The following is a 17724-nucleotide window of genomic DNA, read 5'->3' as shown; positions in this document are numbered from 1 at the left end:
TGTGCTGATTGGGATGCTTTCTGCGCTGGGTGCGGCCATCTGTTTCGGTACGGCCTCGGTGTTCCAGGCGATCGCGGCCCGGGCCGCGGCGGATCCGGCGGCCGGATCGGGGGTGGATGCGGCCCTGCTGCTGCGGGCGGTCCGGCAGTGGCGGTATCTGCTCGGTCTGGCGCTCGACGGGGCGGGTTTCGTCCTCCAGATCATCGCGCTGCGGCACCTCCCGATCTACGCGGTGAGCGCGGCGCTGGCGGCGAGTCTCGCCGTGACGGCGGTGGTCGCCTCCCGGCTGATGGGGGTGCGGCTGAGCCGGACGGAGTGGACGGCGGTCGGCGTGGTGTGCGCCGGCCTGTTCATGCTCGGCCTGGCCGCGGGCCCGGAAGGCACCCGGCCGGGCTCGACCGCCCTGCGGCTGGGCCTGCTCCTGACAGCGGTGCTGATCCTGCTGGCGGGCGCGGCGGCCGGGCGGCTGCCGGACGGGCCGCGGGCCCTGGTGCTGGGGCTGGGGGCGGGTGCCGGCTTCGGGGTGGTGGAGGTCGCGGTCCGCCTGATCGACGAAATCTCTTGGGCCGCCCTGGGCAACCCGGCCCTGTACGCCCTGCTGCTGGGCGGCGGCGCCGGTTTCCTGCTGCTGACCTCGGCGCTGGCCCGCGGCTCGGTGACGGCGGCCACGGCCGGGATGGTCCTCGGCGAGACGGTCGGCCCGGCCCTGATCGGCGTGCTCTGGCTGGGCGACACCACCCGCCCGGGCCTCTCCTGGCTGGCAGTCCTCGGCTTCGCGGTAGCGGTGGCAGGCGCCCTCTCCCTGGCCCGCTTCGGCGACCCGGGCCCTGCCCCCGGGCGGGAAGCCAATCCCGAAACCGGGCCCTGAGCCCGGGCGGGGCCCTGAGCCCGGGGGGCGGAGCGAGGCCCGGAGCCGGGCCGGGCCCGGCCTGCCTGGCCCGGCCGGAACCGGACAGGAAACCGGGCTGGGTGCCACGGCCGGGAGCAAAGCCCGGAGCCGGGCCCTGACCCCGGGCACCGCACGGAACCCGGCCCCGCCGGAACAGGCCGGGAAACCTGGCCGGGTGCCCGGCCAGGGGCCGAGCCCGGTCCCGGCCCGGAACCGGGCCCTGAGCCCGGGCCGGGAGACGGGGCCGGGGGCCGGGCCGGCTAGCGGGGCGGGGCGGGCTGCATGGCGCCGCCGGGGCCGGGGCGGTTAGGGCAGGGCTGCGGAGAGGGCTGCCAGGGTGGGGGCCCAGGCGCTGTCCGGTGGGGTGCCGTAGCCGACCACCAGTGCGTCGCGGGCCGGCATGTCCGCCTCCGGGTGCCGGAACCCCGACAGGCCGTCCAGCGCCAGGCTGTGCCAGGCAGCGGCCTGGATGACGGCCCGCTCGGTGCCCGCCGGCAGGTCCAGCACCGCATGCAGACCCGCCGCGATCCCGGACACCGCGACCCGCCCGCCCACCGCCGCGACCAGCTGGTCCCGCCGGCGCCGGTACCGCAGCCGCATGCCGCGCACATGCCGGTCGTACGCCCCCGAGGTGATGAACTGCGCCAGCGTCAGCTGCTCCAGCGCGCTACAGGTCCAGTCCGCCCGGCCGCGGACCGCCAGCACCTCGTCCAGCAGGCCCGGCGGGACCGCCATCCAGCCGATCCGCAGCCCCGGCGCCAGGGACTTGCTGGCCGTGCCCAGGTACACCACCCGGTCGGGGTCCAGGCTCTGCAGCGCCCCGACCGGCTGCCGGTCGTAGCGGAACTCCCCGTCGTAGTCGTCCTCCAGGATCAGCCCGCCGGAGGCCCGCGCCCAGTCCACCGCCGCCGCCCGCCGCTCGGGGGTCAGCGCGGCCCCGGTCGGGAACTGGTGCGCCGGGGTGAGCAGGACCGCACCCGCGGCCGTGCCGGACAGGTCCGGGGTGCGCGCTCCCGCCGCGTCCAGCGGCAGCGGGCGGGTCCGCAGCCCGTCCGCCGCCAGCAGGTCCCGGTGGATGTGCAGGCTGTACGACTCGACCGCCACCTCCCGCACCCGCCGCGCCCGCAGCACCCGGGCCATCAGCATCAGCCCGTGCACGAACCCCGCGCACAGCACGATCCGCTCCGGGTCCGTGTACACGCCGCGGGCCCGCGCCAGGTATCCGGCGAGGGCTTCCCGCAGCTCCACCCGGCCGCGCGGATCCCCGTACCCGAAGGCCTCGTTCGGGGCGTCCGTCAGGGCCCGGCGGGCCGCCGTCAGCCAGGCCGCGCGCGGAAAGCCGCCGAGGTCCGGGGAACCGGGCAGCAGGCTGTACGCCGCCCGGCCCTCCCGGGTGGGCAGGCGGACCGCCTGCGCCGCGGCGGCCTTGCGGGGCCGGGCCCGCGGGGCCACCCGGGTACCGGAGCCCTGCCGGGCCGTCAGCCAGCCCTCGGCGACCAGCTCGGCGTAGGCCTCGGCGACCGTGTTCCGGGCGATGCCCAGGTCTGCGGCGAGGATACGGGAGGACGGCAGCCGGGCGCCGGGCGCGAGCCGGCCCCCGCGCACCGCCTCCCGCAGCGCCTCGGCGAGACCGGCCTTCAGGCCGCGTCCCGCGGCCGGCTCCAGATGCAGGTCGGCGCCACCGAAGCCGACCGAATTGGCCCAGGAATCCGTCATGGATATGGACCATATCGGCGGACGCTCCGCGGCCTACGGTCACTACATGACGAACAACGCACAGACGCACACGGACCGGACCTACGCTCCCGAATCGCCCGCCCGCATGCAGTGGCACCAGCTCGCCCCCGAGGTCTACAAGGCGATGGTCGCCCTGGAGATCGCCTCCCGGAAGGGCCTGGACCCCGTCCTCCTCGAACTCGTCAAGATCCGCGCCTCGCAGCTCAACCACTGTGCCTTCTGCCTGGACATGCACACCAAGGACGCGATCGCCGCAGGTGAGACCGTCGAGCGGATCGTCCAGCTCGGCGCCTGGGAGGAGTCCCGGCACTTCTACACCGAGAAGGAGCTGGCGGCGCTCGAGTTCACCGAGGCCGTCACCCTCCTGACGGAGGGCTTCGTCCCGGACGAGGTGTACGCGCGCGCCGCCAAGCACTTCGAGGAGGCGGAGCTGGCCCAGCTGATGGCCGCGATCGTGACGATCAACGCGTGGAACCGGTTCGCCGTGACCACCCGCGCGGTGCCGGGGCACTACACCCCGGGCATGTTCAAGCACTGAGCGGGGCCGAGCCGGGCCGCCCGCCCTACGGGCGGAAGAACCGCAGGGCCGCCGCGTGGTGCTCCACCGTACGGGACCATTCGGCGGCCGGGCCGGCCGCGATCACGGCCCACAGATTCCCGTCGGACGCCGTGTACACCAGGTCGATGGTGCGCCGTCGGCCGCCGGATTCGGCGCTGTCGTACTCGTAGTCCAGCTGGCAGCCGTCTCCGTCGGAAGCCCGGCCGCGCTCGTGCTCCACGTAGTTCGGGTGGGTGACCGGGTTGTCGAGGCTCTCCGCCGCCTTGTCCACCGCCTGGCACGGGGTGATCCCGGGTTCGGTGACCCGGAACACCTGGATCAGGCCGGACCGGTCGGGCGGCCGGTAGAACACCGACGCGCCGCCGCCTTCCTGGTCACGCCGCCATGAGGAGGGCACGGCGATGGTGAACCCTGCCGGGTCCTCGACCACCCGGTAGCCGGCCGGAGCGGTGGGGCTGCCGGTGGGGCTGCCCGAGGCACTGCCGGTGGGACTGCCCGTGGGACTGCCCGTGGCACTCGGGCCCGGGGCCGGCTCCTCCGGGAACGCCCCGGACGGGGAATCGGTCGGAGCCGCCGTGAGCGCGGTGGCCGGGGCCTGCGCCCCGCGGTCCGGACCCTCGTCCCGCTGGACGAACCACACCGCGGCGGCGCCCAGTGCGACGGCCGCCACCGCGATCCCCGCGGTCGCCGGGGTCAGCCACGGGTTGCGCGTACGGGGGTCGCGCGACGGACCGGAGCTGCCTGCCGGCGCCACCGGCGCCACGGGCGCCGCCGGGGCCACCGGAGGCAGCGGCGGCAGCTGGGGCGGCGCCGGGGCCCAGGCCTGGGCAGGACCCGGAACCCGGGCCGGCGCAGGACCCCCAGCCGGGGCCTGGGCGACACCCGGGGCCGGGGCCGGGGCAGGACCCTGGTCAGCGCCATGGGCCCGGGCCGGCGCAGGACCCCCAGCCGGGGCCTGGGCGACACCCTGAGCCGGGGTCGGGGCAGGACCCTGGTCAGCGCCATGGGCCCGGGCCGGCGCAGGACCCTGAGCCGGGGCCTGGGCGACACCCTGGGCCGGGGTCGGGGCAGGCGCAGGCGCCTGCGCAGGGGCCTGGGGCGGCTGCGGTGGCGTCGGCTGGTCGTCCTGGACCCAGCGCTGGGCGCGCGGATCCCAGCGGGGTGCGGAAGGGGCCACCTCAGCCGCCCATCGCCGTCAGCAGGCCGCCCAACGAGGCCGCCGCACCGACCGACTCGACCAGCGGCGCCCAGCGCTCCAGCGCGCCCCTGAGCCGGGTCAGTACGGCCGGGCGGACCGCGTCCGCCTCCTCCAGCTCGCCCGCGACCTCGTCCAGCTCGCCGTCCAGTTCCGACCGGTCGGTGCTGCGCGGCAGCCGGACCAGCGCGGCCCGGAGGTCCCGTACGGCTTCCAGCAGCTCCTCCGCACCGGGGCCGGCCTCCGGGCCGCCCCCGTGGTGGTGGGTCACGCTGTTGGTGTGGTTGCTGCCGCCGATGCTGAAGGCACTGCCGCTGACATCGCCCAGCCGCACCGCGGGCTGCCCGTCTCCACCGGTCCCGGCCCCGGTCCCGTTACTTGCCACCACTGCTCCCCTTGGCCGACTGGTTGACGTTGTTGGTGTGTCCCGAACCGCCCACGGCGAAGGCGCTCTGGTTCACGGACTGGATGAACACCCCGCCCTCGGCGACGTTGACCGCGCGCTGAGCGAACTCCTCGGTGTGCCAGCCGGCCTCGTGCAGGGCCTCGGTCACCCCGGCCACCACCCGGTCCTGAATGGTCTTCAGGTACCGGTCGAGGTCCATGAGGTGGAAGATCGAGCCGTTGTCCTGGGAGGCGATCTCCCGCACCGAGGCCCAGGCCCCCTCCGGCCGGGCGCCGCCGTGGCCGCCGGTGACGATCCGCCACCAGCTCGCCAGGCCGCGGCTCAGGGTGAGAACGGCCGCCGTGAAGGAGCGGGGGCTGTGCACCAGCGCCCACACCGCCTTGCCGAACCAGTGGTTGTTCAGGTAGCGCTGCGCGTCGGCATCGGCGTTCAGGAAGTGCACCGGCAGCGGCAGCAGCACATGCGGTGCGACCTCCAGCATCAGCATCCCGCCCTGCGTGTGGACCCGGACGAACACGGTGACCACGAGGTTCTCGTCCCAGCCGCCGACCCGGACCCGGAGGAAGTGGCGGCGCTGCTCGCCGCCCTCCTCGACGGAGGCGGCCCGGTGCTCGGCGTAGGCCTCGGCCGTGACCGGCGCGAGGTCGCGGTGCGGCAGCCCGGTGGCGGGCACGAACACGCACTCCTCGATGACCAGTTCACGCAGCCGGTCCATGACGGCGGCCTCGGCCGCCGCGGAGCCGTGCGGGGACGGGACGCGCAGTTTCTGGAGGCGCGGGACCACCTTCTCCAGGATGTGGCTGTTGTCGAGGGGGGTCGGCTTCCGGTCGAGGCCGAGATCGGTACGCGGGCGCAGCTCGACGGACAGCTGCCAGGGCCGGAAGAAGTCGCCCGCCCCGCACAGCGGGTGGTTGATGTCGTACACCACCAGCGGCGACCACTGTTCGCGGCGGATGCGCCGCAGGATCCGGGCCAGCCGGGCGCCGGGCGCGGCCTCGGCGGGGTCGGCGGACTGGTCGGCGTACCGCTGCGGGGAGAGGTCGGTGGCGATGGTCTTGGCGACATGGCTGCGCTGGAACGCGACCAGGGTGACCAGTGCGGCGAACACGGCAGCCGTACCCCAGAACAGGCCGGCGCCCACGGCGAGCACGGTGGTTTCGGAGGAGCCGTACGAGCCGTACGAGCTCTCGTACGGGTCGTCCCCGAAGAGGAAGCCGTCGCCCCCCGGGCCGTCGGCCAGGAGGGCGGTCATGCCGATCCCCGTGCCGAGGAAGCCGAGCAGCACCAGGACCAGGAAGGCGATGGCGTAGAAGCGGATCACCAGGGCGAGGAACCGGAGCAGGACGGATCCCCGCGCGCGCAGCCAGCCGGCCAGGCGGAACGCCAGGAAGGGGATGAGCAGGAGCAGGAGTGCGCCGCCGGTCAGCAGGGCGCCCACGAACCAGGCGCCGAGGATGCCGGCCGCCCAGCCGAGTTCGGCACGGCGGGCGCGCAGGGCGTGGGCGAGCACGCGGCCGGCGTCGAACCCGTACGAGGGGGCGGCGATGCGCTCCTCGTGGATGTACAGCTCGTCGATCACCCGGTCGCGGTAGCCCCCGTCGACGTAGACGCCCGCGCACAGCAAGCGTCCGGCCGTGCTGATCGAGGGGTGCACCGGGGGGCGGCCGTTGCGCGGATCGTCCCAGCCGCCCGCGGCGGGCTGAGAGGGAATGGGGATCTCGGTCACCGCCCGACCCTATTTATCCAGTACATACACCGGACAGGCTTTTTCACGCCAAAGCGCCCCGGTCGGGTTTGACCGGGGCGCTTTCGGAGTTTCAGCAGCTCAAGCGGCTGAGGCGGTTCAGGCGGCTCAGATGAGGCCGAGCTCGCGGACCGCGTCGCGCTCCTCGGAGAGCTCCTGCACGGACGCGTCGATGCGCGTGCGGGAGAACTCGTTGATGTCCAGGCCCTGGACGATCTCGTACTTGCCGTCCTTGCAGGTGACGGGGAAGGAGGAGATCAAGCCCTCCGGGACGCCGTAGGAGCCGTCCGAGGGGATGCCCATGGAGGTCCAGTCGCCCGCGGCGGTGCCGTTGACCCAGGTGTGGACGTGGTCGATGGCGGCGTTGGCGGCCGAGGCGGCCGAGGAGGCGCCACGGGCCTCGATGATCGCGGCGCCGCGCTTGGCGACGGTCGGGATGAACTCGTCGGCCAGCCAGGCCTCGTCGTTCACGACCTCGGCGGCGTTCTTGCCGGCGATCTCCGCGTGGAAGATGTCCGGGTACTGGGTGGCCGAGTGGTTGCCCCAGATGGTCAGCCGCTTGATGTCGGAGACGGCGGCACCGGTCTTGGCGGCCAGCTGCGAGATCGCGCGGTTGTGGTCCAGACGGGTCATCGCGGTGAAGCGCTCCGCCGGTACGTCCGGCGCGGCGGCCTGGGCGATCAGGGCGTTGGTGTTGGCCGGGTTGCCGACGACCAGGACCTTGATGTCGTCCGCGGCGTGCGCGTTGATGGCGGCGCCCTGCGGCTTGAAGATGCCGCCGTTGGCGGCGAGCAGGTCACCGCGCTCCATGCCCTTGGTCCGCGGGCGGGCGCCGACGAGCAGCGCGACGTTCGCACCGTCGAAGGCCTTGTTGGCGTCGTCGGTGATCTCGATGCCGCGCAGCAGCGGGAAGGCGCAGTCGTCGAGCTCCATGGCGGTGCCCTCGGCGGCCTTGAGGCCCTGCGGGATCTCGAGGAGGCGCAGGTTGACCGGCACGTCCGCGCCGAGCAGGTGGCCGGACGCGATGCGGAAGAGCAGCGCGTAACCGATCTGGCCGGCGGCGCCGGTGACGGTGACATTCACGGGAGTGCGGGTCATGGCCTTCTCCGTTAGACAGCTGGCGGTGGGACGTCCCTGCCCCATGTGCGCAGGCTATCCGACCGCAGGACGGCCCAACCCCCGGGTCGGTGTGGCACGTCGCACACGTCGCCCGGGCGTTCGAAGGCCCAGCGGCCTTCCGGCCTTGTTCCTCCCGGTCACCGCACTAGCGGACGATGAACCGCACGGTGCTTTCCAGGAACGGGATCTCCAGCAGCGGATCGGGCTCCATCACCAGGGCGAGCAGGGTGATCGCGATGCCGAGGATCCCGTACGTGACCATGTCCGTGAACCGTGACCGGACCGCGAGCATGCCCACCGAGGGCAGCACCTGCCGCAGCACGGCGGCGGCGATCAGCACCGCCCCGATCAGCAGGCAGCCGATGCGGGGATGCCCCAGCGCGGTGGACAGCAGGCCGGCCGCGGTGGCGGCCAGCACGCTGAGCATCGGCCACTGGCGGGCCGGCGCGGGTGCGTCCCGGGGAGCCGCCCGCCCGCCGCCCTCGGGGCGGGCGGTGTCCCGGGTGACCTGCGGAAAGCGCCGGGACCTGGCACCGGAGCCGGTGCCGGTGCCGGTTTCGGAACCGGCTCCGGTTTCGGCTCCGGTTTCGGCTCCGGAGCCGGTTCCAGCTCCGGCCTGCTCCTGGTCAGCCCGCACTGGTCGACCGTTCCGCCGCCGTGACGACATTGACCAGGAGCTGGGCACGGGTCATCGGGCCCACTCCGCCGGGGTTCGGGGAGATCCAGGAGGCCACCTGGGCCACGCCGGGGTGCACGTCGCCGACGATCTTGCCGTCCTCGTCACGGCTGACACCGACGTCCAGGACGGCCGCACCGGGCTTCACGTCCTCCGGCTTGACCAGGTGCGGGACACCGGCGGCGGCGACCACGATGTCCGCCTGCCGCAGCAGCCCGGACAGGTCGCGGGTGCCGGTGTGGCACAGGGTCACGGTCGCGTTCTCCGACTTGCGGGTGAGGAGCAGGCCGATGGACCGGCCCACGGTGATCCCGCGGCCCAGGACGACCACATGTGCGCCGTTGATCTCCACACCGTGGTGGCGGAGCAGTTCCACGATGCCGTACGGGGTGCAGGGCAGCGGACCGGGCTCGTTGAGGACCAGCCGCCCCAGCGACATCGGGTGCAGGCCGTCGGCGTCCTTCTCCGGGTCCATCAGCTCCAGCACCCGGTTGGTGTCGATGCCCTTGGGGAGCGGCAGCTGCACGATGTAGCCGGTGCACGCCGGGTCCTCGTTGAGCTCCCGGACGACCGCCTCGATCTCCTCCTGGGTGGCCGTCGCGGGCAGTTCCCGCCGGATCGACTCGATGCCGACCTCGGCGCAGTCCTTGTGCTTTCCGTTGACGTACCAGCGGCTGCCCGGGTCGTCGCCGACCAACAGGGTGCCGAGGCCGGGGACGACGCCCCGGGCCTTGAGCGCCGCGACGCGGGTGGTCAGTTCGGACTTGATCGCGGCTGCGGTGGCCTTGCCGTCGAGAATCTGGGCGGTCATGTCCCCATCCTCCCGGATGGGGCCGCCCCGATTCCAGTCGGTCGACCGGTCGGGCGTGCGCCGACTGGACAACGCCTCGCGGAAAAGACCACGATGGCCGGAAGTAGTGCCGCGGGCAGTGCCGGGGGGCGGACCGCACCGCTGACATTCCTCCGCGCGAGCCGCGCGTCCCCGCACTCCCACGGAGGAACACCCCAGATGAGTTTCGGCGCCCCGAACAACCCGTACGGGCAGCAGCCCCCGGCCCCGCAGGGCCAGCCCCAGTACGGCTACCCCCAGCAGGCCCCGCAGGGCGTCCCGCCGCAGGCCGGCTACGGCTACCCGCAGGCACCGCAGGGCATTCCCGCCTACCCGGCCGGAGCCGGCCTCGGCTACCCGGCTCCCGGTATGCAGATGGGGATGCCGGGCAGCGTGGTCGCCTCCCGCGTGATCCTGTTCATCTTCGGCGGCTTCGCGGCCCTGATCGGCGTGATCGTCATCCTCATCGGCGTGTTCACCACCGCCGCCACCAGTTCGTCCAGCTCCGAGGTGAGCGACCTGGGCGCGCTGGCCGGCGGAGCCGCCGTGGCGGGCGGTCTCGTCGCCATCGCCCTGTCCCTGTGGCCGATCCTGACGGCCGCCAAGCTGAGCAAGGGACGCACCGGCGTCCGGGTCTCCGGCATCATCTACGGCTCGCTGATCAGCCTGTTCAACGTCGTGAGCGTGTTGATCAACCTGTTCGCCCTCGGCGCCACCGACGGGACCGGAGCCGGCGGGCTCGTCTTCTCGCTGCTGATCAACGTGGTCGTCCTCGGACTCGGCATCTGGATCATCGCCGGCCTGGCCAACTCGGCCGCGGGCGCCTACTTCCGCCGCCCGTAACCGCCTGCCGTCGTACGGCGAAGGCCGCGCCCCGCAGTGACTGCAGGGCGCGGCCTTCGCCGTACAACGAGAAACCTCAGTGGAAGAAGTGCCGGGTCCCGGTGAAGTACATGGTCACGCCGGCCGCCTTGGCGGCCTCCACGACCTGCTCGTCCCGCATCGAACCGCCCGGCTGGACGACGGCCTTGATGCCGGCGGCCGTGAGGATCTCCAGGCCGTCCGGGAACGGGAAGAACGCGTCGGAGGCGGCGTACGAGCCCCGGGCGCGCTCGGCGCCCGCCCGCTCGACCGCCAGCTTCGCCGAGTCGACCCGGTTCACCTGGCCCATGCCGACGCCGACCGAGCCGCCGTCCTTCGCCAGCAGGATCGCATTCGACTTGACGGCCCGGCAGGCCTTCCAGGCGAAGGCGAGCTCGGCCAACTCGCCCTCGGACAGGGCCTCGCCCGTCGCCAGCGTCCAGTTCGCCGGGTCGTCGCCCTCGGCCTGCAGCAGGTCGGACTGCTGGAGCAGCACCCCGCCGCTGATCGGCTTCAGGTCACCGGGCTGGTGCGGCGTACCGTCCACCTTCAGCACCCGGATGTTCTTCTTCCGGGCGAGGATCTCCACCGCCCCGTCCTCGTACCCGGGGGCCGCGATGACCTCGGTGAAGATCTCCGCCACCTGCTCGGCGAGTTCGACCGTCACCGGCCGGTTGACCGCGATCACGCCACCGAAGGCGGACAGCGGGTCGCAGGCGTGCGCCTTGCGGTGCGCCTCGGCGACGTCCGCGCCCACCGCGATCCCGCACGGGTTGGCGTGCTTGATGATCGCGACGCAGGGCTCGTCGTGGTCGTAGGCGGCCCGGCGGGCGGCCTCGGTGTCCACGTAGTTGTTGAAGGACATCTCCTTGCCGTGCAGCTGCTCGGCGTTGGCGAGTCCGCCCGGCTGTCCGTCGGTGTAGAGCGCGGCGGCCTGGTGCGGGTTCTCCCCGTACCGCAGGCCGGCCTTCCGCTCCCAGGCTCCGGCGAGGAACTCGGGCAGCGCGCCCTCCGCGGCCTCCGCCTCCGGCGCGTACGCGTTGGTGAACCAGGACGCGACGGCCACGTCGTACGCGGCGGTGTGCTGGAAGGCCTCGGCGGCGAGCCGCTTGCGGGCGCCCAGGTCGAAGCCGCCGCCCTGGGCAGCGGCGAGGACATCGGCGTAACGGGCCGGGCTGGTGACCACGGCCACCGACGGGTGGTTCTTCGCCGCGGCGCGGACCATGGACGGGCCGCCGATGTCGATCTGCTCGACGCACTCGTCGGGGGTGGCACCGGAGGCGACCGTCTCCCGGAACGGGTACAGGTTGACCACGACGAGGTCGAAGGGCTCGACGCCGAGCTCGGCGAGCTGCTCGCGGTGGCTCTCCAGGCGCAGGTCGGCGAGGATGCCGGCGTGCACGCGCGGGTGCAGGGTCTTGACCCGGCCGTCCAGGCACTCGGGGAAGCCGGTGAGCTCCTCGACCTTGGTGACGGGCACCCCGGCGGCTGCGATCTTCGAGGCGGTCGACCCGGTGGAGACCAGCGCGACGCCCGCCGCGTGCAGCCCGCGGGCGAGCTCCTCCAGCCCGGTCTTGTCGTACACGCTGATCAGCGCCCGGCGGATCGCCCGCTGCGTCGTGGTCACTGGATCGTTACCTTTCGTCCCTCAATGCGGTAGCCGTGCCGGGCCAGTCGCCCCACGACATCGACGAGCAGCCTGCGCTCGACTTCCTTGATGCGCTCATGGAGAGCGGCTTCGTCGTCCTCGTCCCGGATCTCGACCACACCCTGGGCGATGACCGGACCGGTGTCCACGCCGGCATCCACGAAGTGGACGGTGCACCCGGTGACCTTCGCGCCGTAGGCGAGCGCGTCCCGGACCCCGTGTGCGCCGGGGAAGGCGGGGAGCAGGGCGGGGTGGGTGTTGACGATCCGCCCCTCGTACCGGCCGATGAACTCCTTGCCCACGATCTTCATGAACCCGGCGGACACGATGAGGTCCGGCTCGTGGGCGGCGGTGGCCTCGGTGAGCGCGCGGTCCCAGTCCTCGCGGGTGGGGTACGCCTTCACCGGGCACACGAAGGTCGGAATCCCGGCCTTCTCGGCCCGCTCCAGCCCGGCGATGCCGTCCCGGTCCGCTCCCACGGCCACGACGCGCGCGCCGAACCCTTCGGGTCCCCCGGGATCGGCATCGATGGCATCAAGCAGGGCCTGGAGGTTGGTGCCGGAACCGGAGACCAGCACGACCAGGCGGGAGACGGCCATGGGGGCCCTTTCTCGCGGGTGCGTCTTATGCGATCGTACGAAACTCCGGGACCCTGATTTACGGGGGACCCTACGAAGCCACCGACCGCCTGCAACGATACCGGCACACCGGACGGCCCCCGAGGGACGGTCCCCTGCCAGCGGGGTAGCGTCTGGCATACCAAGCACACCAGCACAGCGCAGCCCACTGCCCACAGCCCACCTTCCAAACCACAGGGGAAGAAACGCACCCGATGCCGGACAGCCGCCAGTCCTCCACCCCGCCGTCCGCGCCGAACGGCGACGACAACCCGTTCGCGGCTCCCCCGGAGGGACGCCCCGACCAGCCGTGGCAGCCGCGCAACGGTGCGGACGAGCACCGGCGGAACGAGGAGCCGTCCGGCGGCCCCGGCAACACGAACGGCGGCGGCCCGGCCCGCTGGGACCCCACCGACCCGGTCCAGCGCCGGGCCCGGTACGCGCTGCTCGCGGGCATGTGGGGCTTCTTCTTCGGCCTGTTCGGGATCCCCTCGATGGGCCTGCTGCTCGGGGCGCTGGCGCTGTACTGGGGCATCACCGCCCTCCGCGGCACCCCCAAGCCACCCACGACCGAAACCCCTTCCCCTTCCCCCCTCCCGGCCCCCTACGCGCGCCCGCAGCGCACGGCGGCGGTGAGCGGCCTGGTGACGGCGTCGCTGGCGATCCTGTTCGCGGTGGGTTCGTACACGCTGCAGATCGTGTACAAGGACTTCTACGTATGCCGCGAGGACGCCTTGACGCAGACGGCAGAACTGAAGTGCAACAACGAACTCCCGAAGCCTTTGCGCGGCATCCTGGGCATCCAGTCCTGACACCGGGCTGACCCGCCGGGCCCGCGGGGCCCGGGCCGGGGCGCGTCGGGCGCAGCCCGGGCAGCCCGAAGGCTGCGGGCCGGAGCCCCGGAAGCCCGTGCCGGGCGAAGCCCGGCAGCATGCGGGGCGCAGCCCCGGGAGCCGGCCCCAGGCCGGACACCCGCCGGGGCCGGGGCTGAGCCCCGGGCGGTGGCAGGCCCGCGGGGGCCGGAGCGGGGCGCGTCGGGCGCAGCCCGGACAGCCCGAAGGCTGCGGGGCGAAGCCCCGGAAAGCCCGTGCCGGGCGAAGCCCGGCAGCATGCGGGGCGCAGCCCCGCATACCGGCCCGGGGCCGGCGGTCGTTCGGGGGCCGGGGCGGAGCCTCGGTTTCTGGGGGCACCTCCCAGCGGTAGCTGGGGGAGAAGGGGCGGGGTGGGGGAATGGCCCCGCGCAGCGGCCGGCCCGCTACGTCGCCCGGTCCCGCCGCGCCACCACCCTGGCCCCCGCCACCCCCGGCACCAACTCAGGAGCCGCCGCAACAGGAACCTCCACCGGAGCATCAGCAGGAGCCCCGGGCGGCGGCCCAGGCGTCGGGAACGGCGGGATCAGGGTGCCCGAGGTTTCGCGGAGGGCCGCCCATCGCAGCTCCCGCACCCCCTTCACATGCCACTCCTCCCCACCCACCGGCCCCGGATCCCGCCCCGTACCGGAGTCGGGGTCGGGGTCGGGAGCCGGAGCCCGAGTCGGGGCCTGATACGGGTCCTGACCCGAATCGGAAGCCGAAGCCGAAGCCGAAGTCGAAACCGGAGCCATGGCCGGAGTCGAGGCCGGAGTCGGGGCCGGAGTCGGGGCCATGGCCGGGGTGCGGTCCGGGGGCGGTTCCGTGCCCGTCCCCCACACCGGCCGCGTCCGCCACCCCTGCACCCCCACAGCCACCGGCACCGCCACCCCCGCCGTCCACATCGCCGCCGCCCCTCCCGTCTCCCACCACACCGGCCCGAACCGGGCCAGCGCCCCGGTTCCCAGCGGCCCCGCAGCCGCCCAGGCCAGCACTCCCATCAGCCCCCCGCACACCAGCCCGCCCAGCGCCGCCGTCAGCGCCGTCTCCCCGTACGAGACGTCCCGCGCCCGCCGTACCGCGAACCAGCCGGCCACCAGCCCCGCCGCCACCGGCACCCCCACCGCCGCCCAGGTCAGCGGCGAGCCCGGCCCCTCCGGGGGAAGGGCCGCCAGCAGCGGGAAGCGGGGCAGTGCGGGGGTTCCGGTGACGGCCAGCGGAGTGGCGGTGGCTCCCGCCCCGAGGGCGAACCCGGGGCCGAGCCCGTAGGCCGCACCCCACACCACCGCATTCGGCACCAGCGCCACCGCCAGCAGCAGCACCGCGAACCGCCCCGACCACACCCCCGTGAGCTGGAGGAACGTGTGCTGCACGGCCGGGCCGTGCCAGACCAGCGAGGCGCCGAGCAGCAGTGCACCACCGCCCAGCAGGGTGAGCGCCCCGGCGGCACCGGCACGCAGCGCCAGCGCGTACCGGGGGCGCTCGCACACCTTCCGTACGCCCCCCGGTAGCAGCGACGGCAGCCAGGACGGCATCGCCGACCACACCCCCGCCACCGCGGCCAGCACGGCCACCAGCGGCAGGTGCCAGGCCGCGCTCAGCGGATCGGCGGGCAGCGGTCCGCCCGCCGCGTAGGCCGTGGCAGCCGCGCCGACGAGGAGGTATCCGCAGGTCACGGCGGAGAACACGGCACTGCCGGGCAGCCCCCCGTCGTCCACGGCCAGCCGGGCGGCCCGCCGGATCAACAGCACGGGCAGGCACACCAGCAGAAGGGGTGTCAGGCCGACCGGGGCGGGCACCCCGGACAGCGTGTCGTACCTGATCAGCTCTGTGCCATGGGCGAGCAGCCACAGCCCGGCCGCCACATGGAGGGCACCGCCCGGCCCACTGTCGGGATACGGGGAGCTGATCCACAGCACCATCACGAGGACGGCGAGGGAGCCGAGCCCCAGCCCGGCGGCCATGGCGCCGCCCAGTACGCAGGCGACGGCCGCCGGAGTGCGCCGGCGGCCCGCGGCCCGCGGGGGCGTCGGCAACGACGTCCCGCGTTCGGTCACTTGGGTCACCCCGCCATGGTCCCAACGACACGCGCTATGGGCGGGTAACAGGCGAATGACCGTGGTGTCGCTCAAGATACGGTTATGTACTTTTTCGCCCAGACCTGCCGGGGTGCGGCATGACCCAGCGTGCGGAGACGGCCGCGGAGCCGGGTGCCCTGCCGCCGCCCAAGGAACGCCGCAGACTGCGCGAATCCCGCGAGCTGACGCACGATGAGGTGGCGGCGGCGGTCGGGGTCACCGCATCCACCGTCCGCTCCTGGGAGTCGGGCCGCACCGAACCCCGCGGCCGTACCCGCGAGGCGTACGCCAAGCTGCTGGCCGAACTCGCCAAGCCGCCGGCGGACCCCGCACAGCAGCCCGCCGAGGAGCATCGGCGGGGCGGCACCGCCCTGCGGGTGGCAGGTGCCGTACGCGCCTTCGCCAAGGGGGGCGGCGGAAGCGGCCACGGCTCCCCCGCCGCCGCCCGCACCCGGCCGAAGGCCGCCGCCAAACGTGCGGCGAAGCCCCCGGGCGGGCCCGCGGGCCGGACCGCCTCCCAGGAGCCGCAGGACCGCCCCCGGCGGGCGGACACCACGACACCAGCACCTCCGACGGACCATCAGGGCCTCCCGGCCGCCGCCCCGGCCGCCGCCCCGGACACCGGTACCGCCCCGTCGGGCCGCCGCCCGGCGGCCGGTGAACCCCTGTCAGCGGGGCCGGCCGGGCAGCCCCTGGCCGGGCCCCCGCCGGAACCCGGGCCGGTGCAGTCCACCGCGGCCGAGGCCTTCGATGCGCTCTACGCCCGAGCCGCGCCCGCCCTGCTCCGGCAGTCCTACCTGCTGACGGGCCGCCGGGCGATCGCCCGGGAGGCCGTGGAGCGGGCCTTCCAGCGGGCCTGGGCCCACTGGCCGGAGGTCGCCACCGACCGCGATCCTGTCGGCTGGGTGCGGGCGGCGGTGTACGAGTACGCCCTCTCCCCCTGGCACCGGTTCCGCCGGGCCCACAAGCACCCCGACCGGGCCCCGGCCGACCTCGGCGACCGGGCGCTGCTCGAAGCGATGCTGTCCCTGTCGGCCGCGCACCGCCGTACGGTCCTGCTCTACGACGGGGTCGGGCTCGACCTGCCCGACACCGCCGCCGAGACCGAGGCCAGCACGCCCACCGCCGGCAGCCGGCTGCTGCACGCCCATGGGCACCTCGCCGCCCGGCTGCCCGAGCTGAACGGCGTGGCCCCGGAGAAGCAGTCCGCCCTGCTGCACGACCGGCTCGGCAGCCTCACCCCGGCGGTCCGCCTCGAAGTCCGCCCGCCCGCGGCGGTCCGCAGGGCCGGGGAGCACCGCGCCCGCTTCTGGACCCGGGCGGCGGTCGGCATGACCGCGGTGATCGCCACCGCGGGCGCCTACACCGCCGCCACGGCGCCGACCCGGTACGAGCCTCCGGTCGCCCCCGGCACCAATGTGTCAGGGGTGCCCGCGTACCACGGTCCGGAGCAGCTCACCGACGAGGACCGGCTGCTCCAGGAGAAGCTCCGCTCCGAGCCGGCCACCGGTCCCGCCCGGCTGGTGCCGCAGTCCGAATGACGAAAACGGGCGTGGCCCGCACCCGGGCAAGGGGTGCGGGCCACGCCCGTCGCTGCGGTGGCGCCGGAGATCAGCCGTTGAGGATCTCGCGGGCCAGCTTGGCGGTCTCGGTCGGCGTCTTGCCGACCTTCACGCCGGCGGCCTCGAGGGCCTCCTTCTTGGCCTGTGCGGTGCCGGAAGAGCCGGACACGATCGCGCCCGCGTGGCCCATCGTCTTGCCCTCGGGGGCGGTGAAGCCCGCGACGTAGCCGACGACCGGCTTGGTGACGTTCTTCGCGATGAAGTCCGCCGCACGCTCCTCGGCGTCGCCGCCGATCTCGCCGATCATGACGATGAGCTCGGTCTCCGGGTCGGCCTCGAAGGCCTCCAGGGCGTCGATGTGCGTGGTGCCGATGACCGGGTCGCCACCGATGCCGACGGCGGAGGTGAAGCCGATGTCGCGCAGCTCGTACATCATCTGGTAGGTCAGCGTGCCGGACTTGGACACGAGACCGATCTTGCCGGGCTTGGTGATGTCGCCCGGGATGATGCCGGCGTTGGACTGGCCGGGGGTGATCAGGCCGGGGCAGTTCGGGCCGATGATCCGGGTCTTGTTGCCCTTGGCGGTCGCGTACGCCCAGAAGGCGGCGGAGTCGTGCACCGCGATGCCCTCGGTGATGACGACGGCCAGCGGGATCTCGGCGTCGATGGCCTCGACGACGGCGGCCTTGGCGAAGGCCGGCGGGACGAAGAGGACGGAGACGTTGGCGCCCGTCTTCTCCATCGCCTCGGCGACCGAGCCGAAGACCGGGACCTCGGTGCCGTCGAAGTCGACGCTGGTGCCGGCCTTGCGCGGGTTCACGCCGCCGACGATGTTGGTGCCGTCGGCCAGCATGAGCTTGGTGTGCTTCATGCCCGTGGCACCGGTCATGCCCTGGACGATGACCTTGCTGTCCTTGTTGAGGAAGATAGCCATGGTGAGTCTGTGACCTCGTCCC

Annotated in this window: 16 protein-coding genes; 5 read left to right on the top strand and 11 right to left on the bottom strand. The window is 74.0% G+C overall.

All coding sequences use genetic code 11. From position 1 onward, the window contains the following. The first annotated feature begins 13 nt into the window (after positions 1-13). Entirely contained in the window at positions 14-868 is an 855-nt protein-coding gene (locus DEJ50_RS20020; RefSeq protein ID WP_150209329.1) for a hypothetical protein, read from the top strand. A gap of 327 nt (positions 869-1195) precedes the next feature. Here the strand turns inward: DEJ50_RS20020 and DEJ50_RS20015 are convergent, their stop codons facing one another. Then, positions 1196-2605, bottom strand: a complete 1410-nt coding sequence (locus DEJ50_RS20015; protein WP_150209328.1) for a PLP-dependent aminotransferase family protein — start codon at positions 2603-2605, stop codon at positions 1196-1198. 46 nt (positions 2606-2651) lie between these two features. On the opposite strand from DEJ50_RS20015, the gene DEJ50_RS20010 reads away from it, so the two are divergent. Then, positions 2652-3164 carry a carboxymuconolactone decarboxylase family protein gene (locus tag DEJ50_RS20010; RefSeq protein ID WP_150209327.1) on the top strand — a complete coding sequence of 171 codons (513 nt, stop codon included), beginning with the start codon at positions 2652-2654 and terminating at the stop codon, positions 3162-3164. A 25-nt stretch (positions 3165-3189) separates the two neighbouring features. Here the strand turns inward: DEJ50_RS20010 and DEJ50_RS20005 are convergent, their stop codons facing one another. From DEJ50_RS20005 to DEJ50_RS19980, 6 genes are all read right to left on the bottom strand, one after another. Then, positions 3190-3939 carry a hypothetical protein gene (locus DEJ50_RS20005; RefSeq protein WP_150209326.1) on the bottom strand — a complete coding sequence of 250 codons (750 nt, stop codon included), beginning with the start codon at positions 3937-3939 and terminating at the stop codon, positions 3190-3192. 424 nt (positions 3940-4363) lie between these two features. Next, entirely contained in the window at positions 4364-4765 is a 402-nt protein-coding gene (locus DEJ50_RS20000; protein ID WP_150209325.1) for a hypothetical protein, read from the bottom strand. Continuing rightward, a complete protein-coding gene (locus DEJ50_RS19995; protein ID WP_223837834.1) occupies positions 4755-6512 on the bottom strand; it encodes a hypothetical protein in 1758 nt (585 codons plus the stop codon). Before DEJ50_RS19995 ends, DEJ50_RS20000 begins: the two co-directional genes overlap by 11 nt. 126 nt (positions 6513-6638) lie before the next feature. Next, complete coding sequence (locus tag DEJ50_RS19990) at positions 6639-7628, bottom strand: malate dehydrogenase (protein WP_150209324.1); 990 nt, start codon at positions 7626-7628, stop codon at positions 6639-6641. 166 nt (positions 7629-7794) lie between these two features. Then, positions 7795-8286, bottom strand: a complete 492-nt coding sequence (locus DEJ50_RS19985) for a DUF3017 domain-containing protein (protein WP_223837833.1) — start codon at positions 8284-8286, stop codon at positions 7795-7797. Next, positions 8276-9136 carry a bifunctional methylenetetrahydrofolate dehydrogenase/methenyltetrahydrofolate cyclohydrolase gene (locus tag DEJ50_RS19980; protein ID WP_150209322.1) on the bottom strand — a complete coding sequence of 287 codons (861 nt, stop codon included), beginning with the start codon at positions 9134-9136 and terminating at the stop codon, positions 8276-8278. Before DEJ50_RS19980 ends, DEJ50_RS19985 begins: the two co-directional genes overlap by 11 nt. A 198-nt stretch (positions 9137-9334) precedes the next feature. On the opposite strand from DEJ50_RS19980, the gene DEJ50_RS34000 reads away from it, so the two are divergent. Beyond that, the gene (locus DEJ50_RS34000) at positions 9335-9997 is read left to right on the top strand and encodes a hypothetical protein (RefSeq protein ID WP_190344579.1); all 663 of its coding nucleotides are present in this window, start codon (positions 9335-9337) and stop codon (positions 9995-9997) included. Between the two features lie 76 nt (positions 9998-10073). Here the strand turns inward: DEJ50_RS34000 and purH are convergent, their stop codons facing one another. Both purH and purN read right to left on the bottom strand, forming a co-directional pair. Beyond that, a complete protein-coding gene (gene purH / locus DEJ50_RS19970; RefSeq protein ID WP_150209321.1) occupies positions 10074-11642 on the bottom strand; it encodes a bifunctional phosphoribosylaminoimidazolecarboxamide formyltransferase/IMP cyclohydrolase in 1569 nt (522 codons plus the stop codon). Beyond that, the gene (purN, locus tag DEJ50_RS19965; protein ID WP_150209320.1) at positions 11639-12262 is read right to left on the bottom strand and encodes a phosphoribosylglycinamide formyltransferase; all 624 of its coding nucleotides are present in this window, start codon (positions 12260-12262) and stop codon (positions 11639-11641) included. Before purN ends, purH begins: the two co-directional genes overlap by 4 nt. 233 nt (positions 12263-12495) lie before the next feature. Here purN and DEJ50_RS19960 point away from each other — a divergent pair, with 233 nt between their 5' ends. Next, complete coding sequence (locus DEJ50_RS19960; protein WP_150209319.1) at positions 12496-13092, top strand: hypothetical protein; 597 nt, start codon at positions 12496-12498, stop codon at positions 13090-13092. 443 nt (positions 13093-13535) lie between these two features. Here DEJ50_RS19960 and DEJ50_RS19955 read toward each other — a convergent pair whose 3' ends face one another. Next, positions 13536-15194, bottom strand: a complete 1659-nt coding sequence (locus DEJ50_RS19955) for a DUF6350 family protein (RefSeq protein WP_150209318.1) — start codon at positions 15192-15194, stop codon at positions 13536-13538. A gap of 110 nt (positions 15195-15304) precedes the next feature. Here DEJ50_RS19955 and DEJ50_RS19950 point away from each other — a divergent pair, with 110 nt between their 5' ends. Then, entirely contained in the window at positions 15305-16747 is a 1443-nt protein-coding gene (locus tag DEJ50_RS19950) for a helix-turn-helix domain-containing protein (protein WP_150209317.1), read from the top strand. A 70-nt stretch (positions 16748-16817) separates the two neighbouring features. On the opposite strand, the gene sucD is transcribed toward DEJ50_RS19950, so the two are convergent. Further along, positions 16818-17702 (bottom strand): succinate--CoA ligase subunit alpha, encoded by an 885-nt coding sequence (gene sucD, locus DEJ50_RS19945; RefSeq protein ID WP_150209316.1) that lies wholly within the window; start codon positions 17700-17702, stop codon positions 16818-16820. Positions 17703-17724 lie beyond the last annotated feature (22 nt).

Source organism: Streptomyces venezuelae (assembly GCF_008642295.1).
Classification (GTDB): Bacteria; Actinomycetota; Actinomycetes; order Streptomycetales; family Streptomycetaceae; genus Streptomyces; species Streptomyces venezuelae_C.
The sequence above is the reverse complement of the archived record's forward strand: the minus strand, read 5'-3'. Positions and strand labels throughout refer to the sequence as shown.

Excerpts from the sequence above, each read along its gene's own strand:
- DEJ50_RS19980 (WP_150209322.1), bottom strand. The coding sequence starts at position 9,136 with ATGACCGCCCAGATTCTCGACGGCAAGGCCACCGCAGCCGCGATCAAG.
- DEJ50_RS19990 (WP_150209324.1), bottom strand. The coding sequence starts at position 7,628 with ATGACCCGCACTCCCGTGAATGTCACCGTCACCGGCGCCGCCGGCCAG.
- DEJ50_RS20020 (WP_150209329.1), top strand. The coding sequence starts at position 14 with ATGCTTTCTGCGCTGGGTGCGGCCATCTGTTTCGGTACGGCCTCGGTG.
- DEJ50_RS20010 (WP_150209327.1), top strand. The coding sequence starts at position 2,652 with ATGACGAACAACGCACAGACGCACACGGACCGGACCTACGCTCCCGAA.
- purN (WP_150209320.1), bottom strand. The coding sequence starts at position 12,262 with ATGGCCGTCTCCCGCCTGGTCGTGCTGGTCTCCGGTTCCGGCACCAAC.
- DEJ50_RS34000 (WP_190344579.1), top strand. The coding sequence starts at position 9,335 with ATGAGTTTCGGCGCCCCGAACAACCCGTACGGGCAGCAGCCCCCGGCC.
- DEJ50_RS20015 (WP_150209328.1), bottom strand. The coding sequence starts at position 2,605 with ATGACGGATTCCTGGGCCAATTCGGTCGGCTTCGGTGGCGCCGACCTG.
- DEJ50_RS19960 (WP_150209319.1), top strand. The coding sequence starts at position 12,496 with ATGCCGGACAGCCGCCAGTCCTCCACCCCGCCGTCCGCGCCGAACGGC.
- sucD (WP_150209316.1), bottom strand. The coding sequence starts at position 17,702 with ATGGCTATCTTCCTCAACAAGGACAGCAAGGTCATCGTCCAGGGCATG.
- DEJ50_RS19950 (WP_150209317.1), top strand. The coding sequence starts at position 15,305 with ATGACCCAGCGTGCGGAGACGGCCGCGGAGCCGGGTGCCCTGCCGCCG.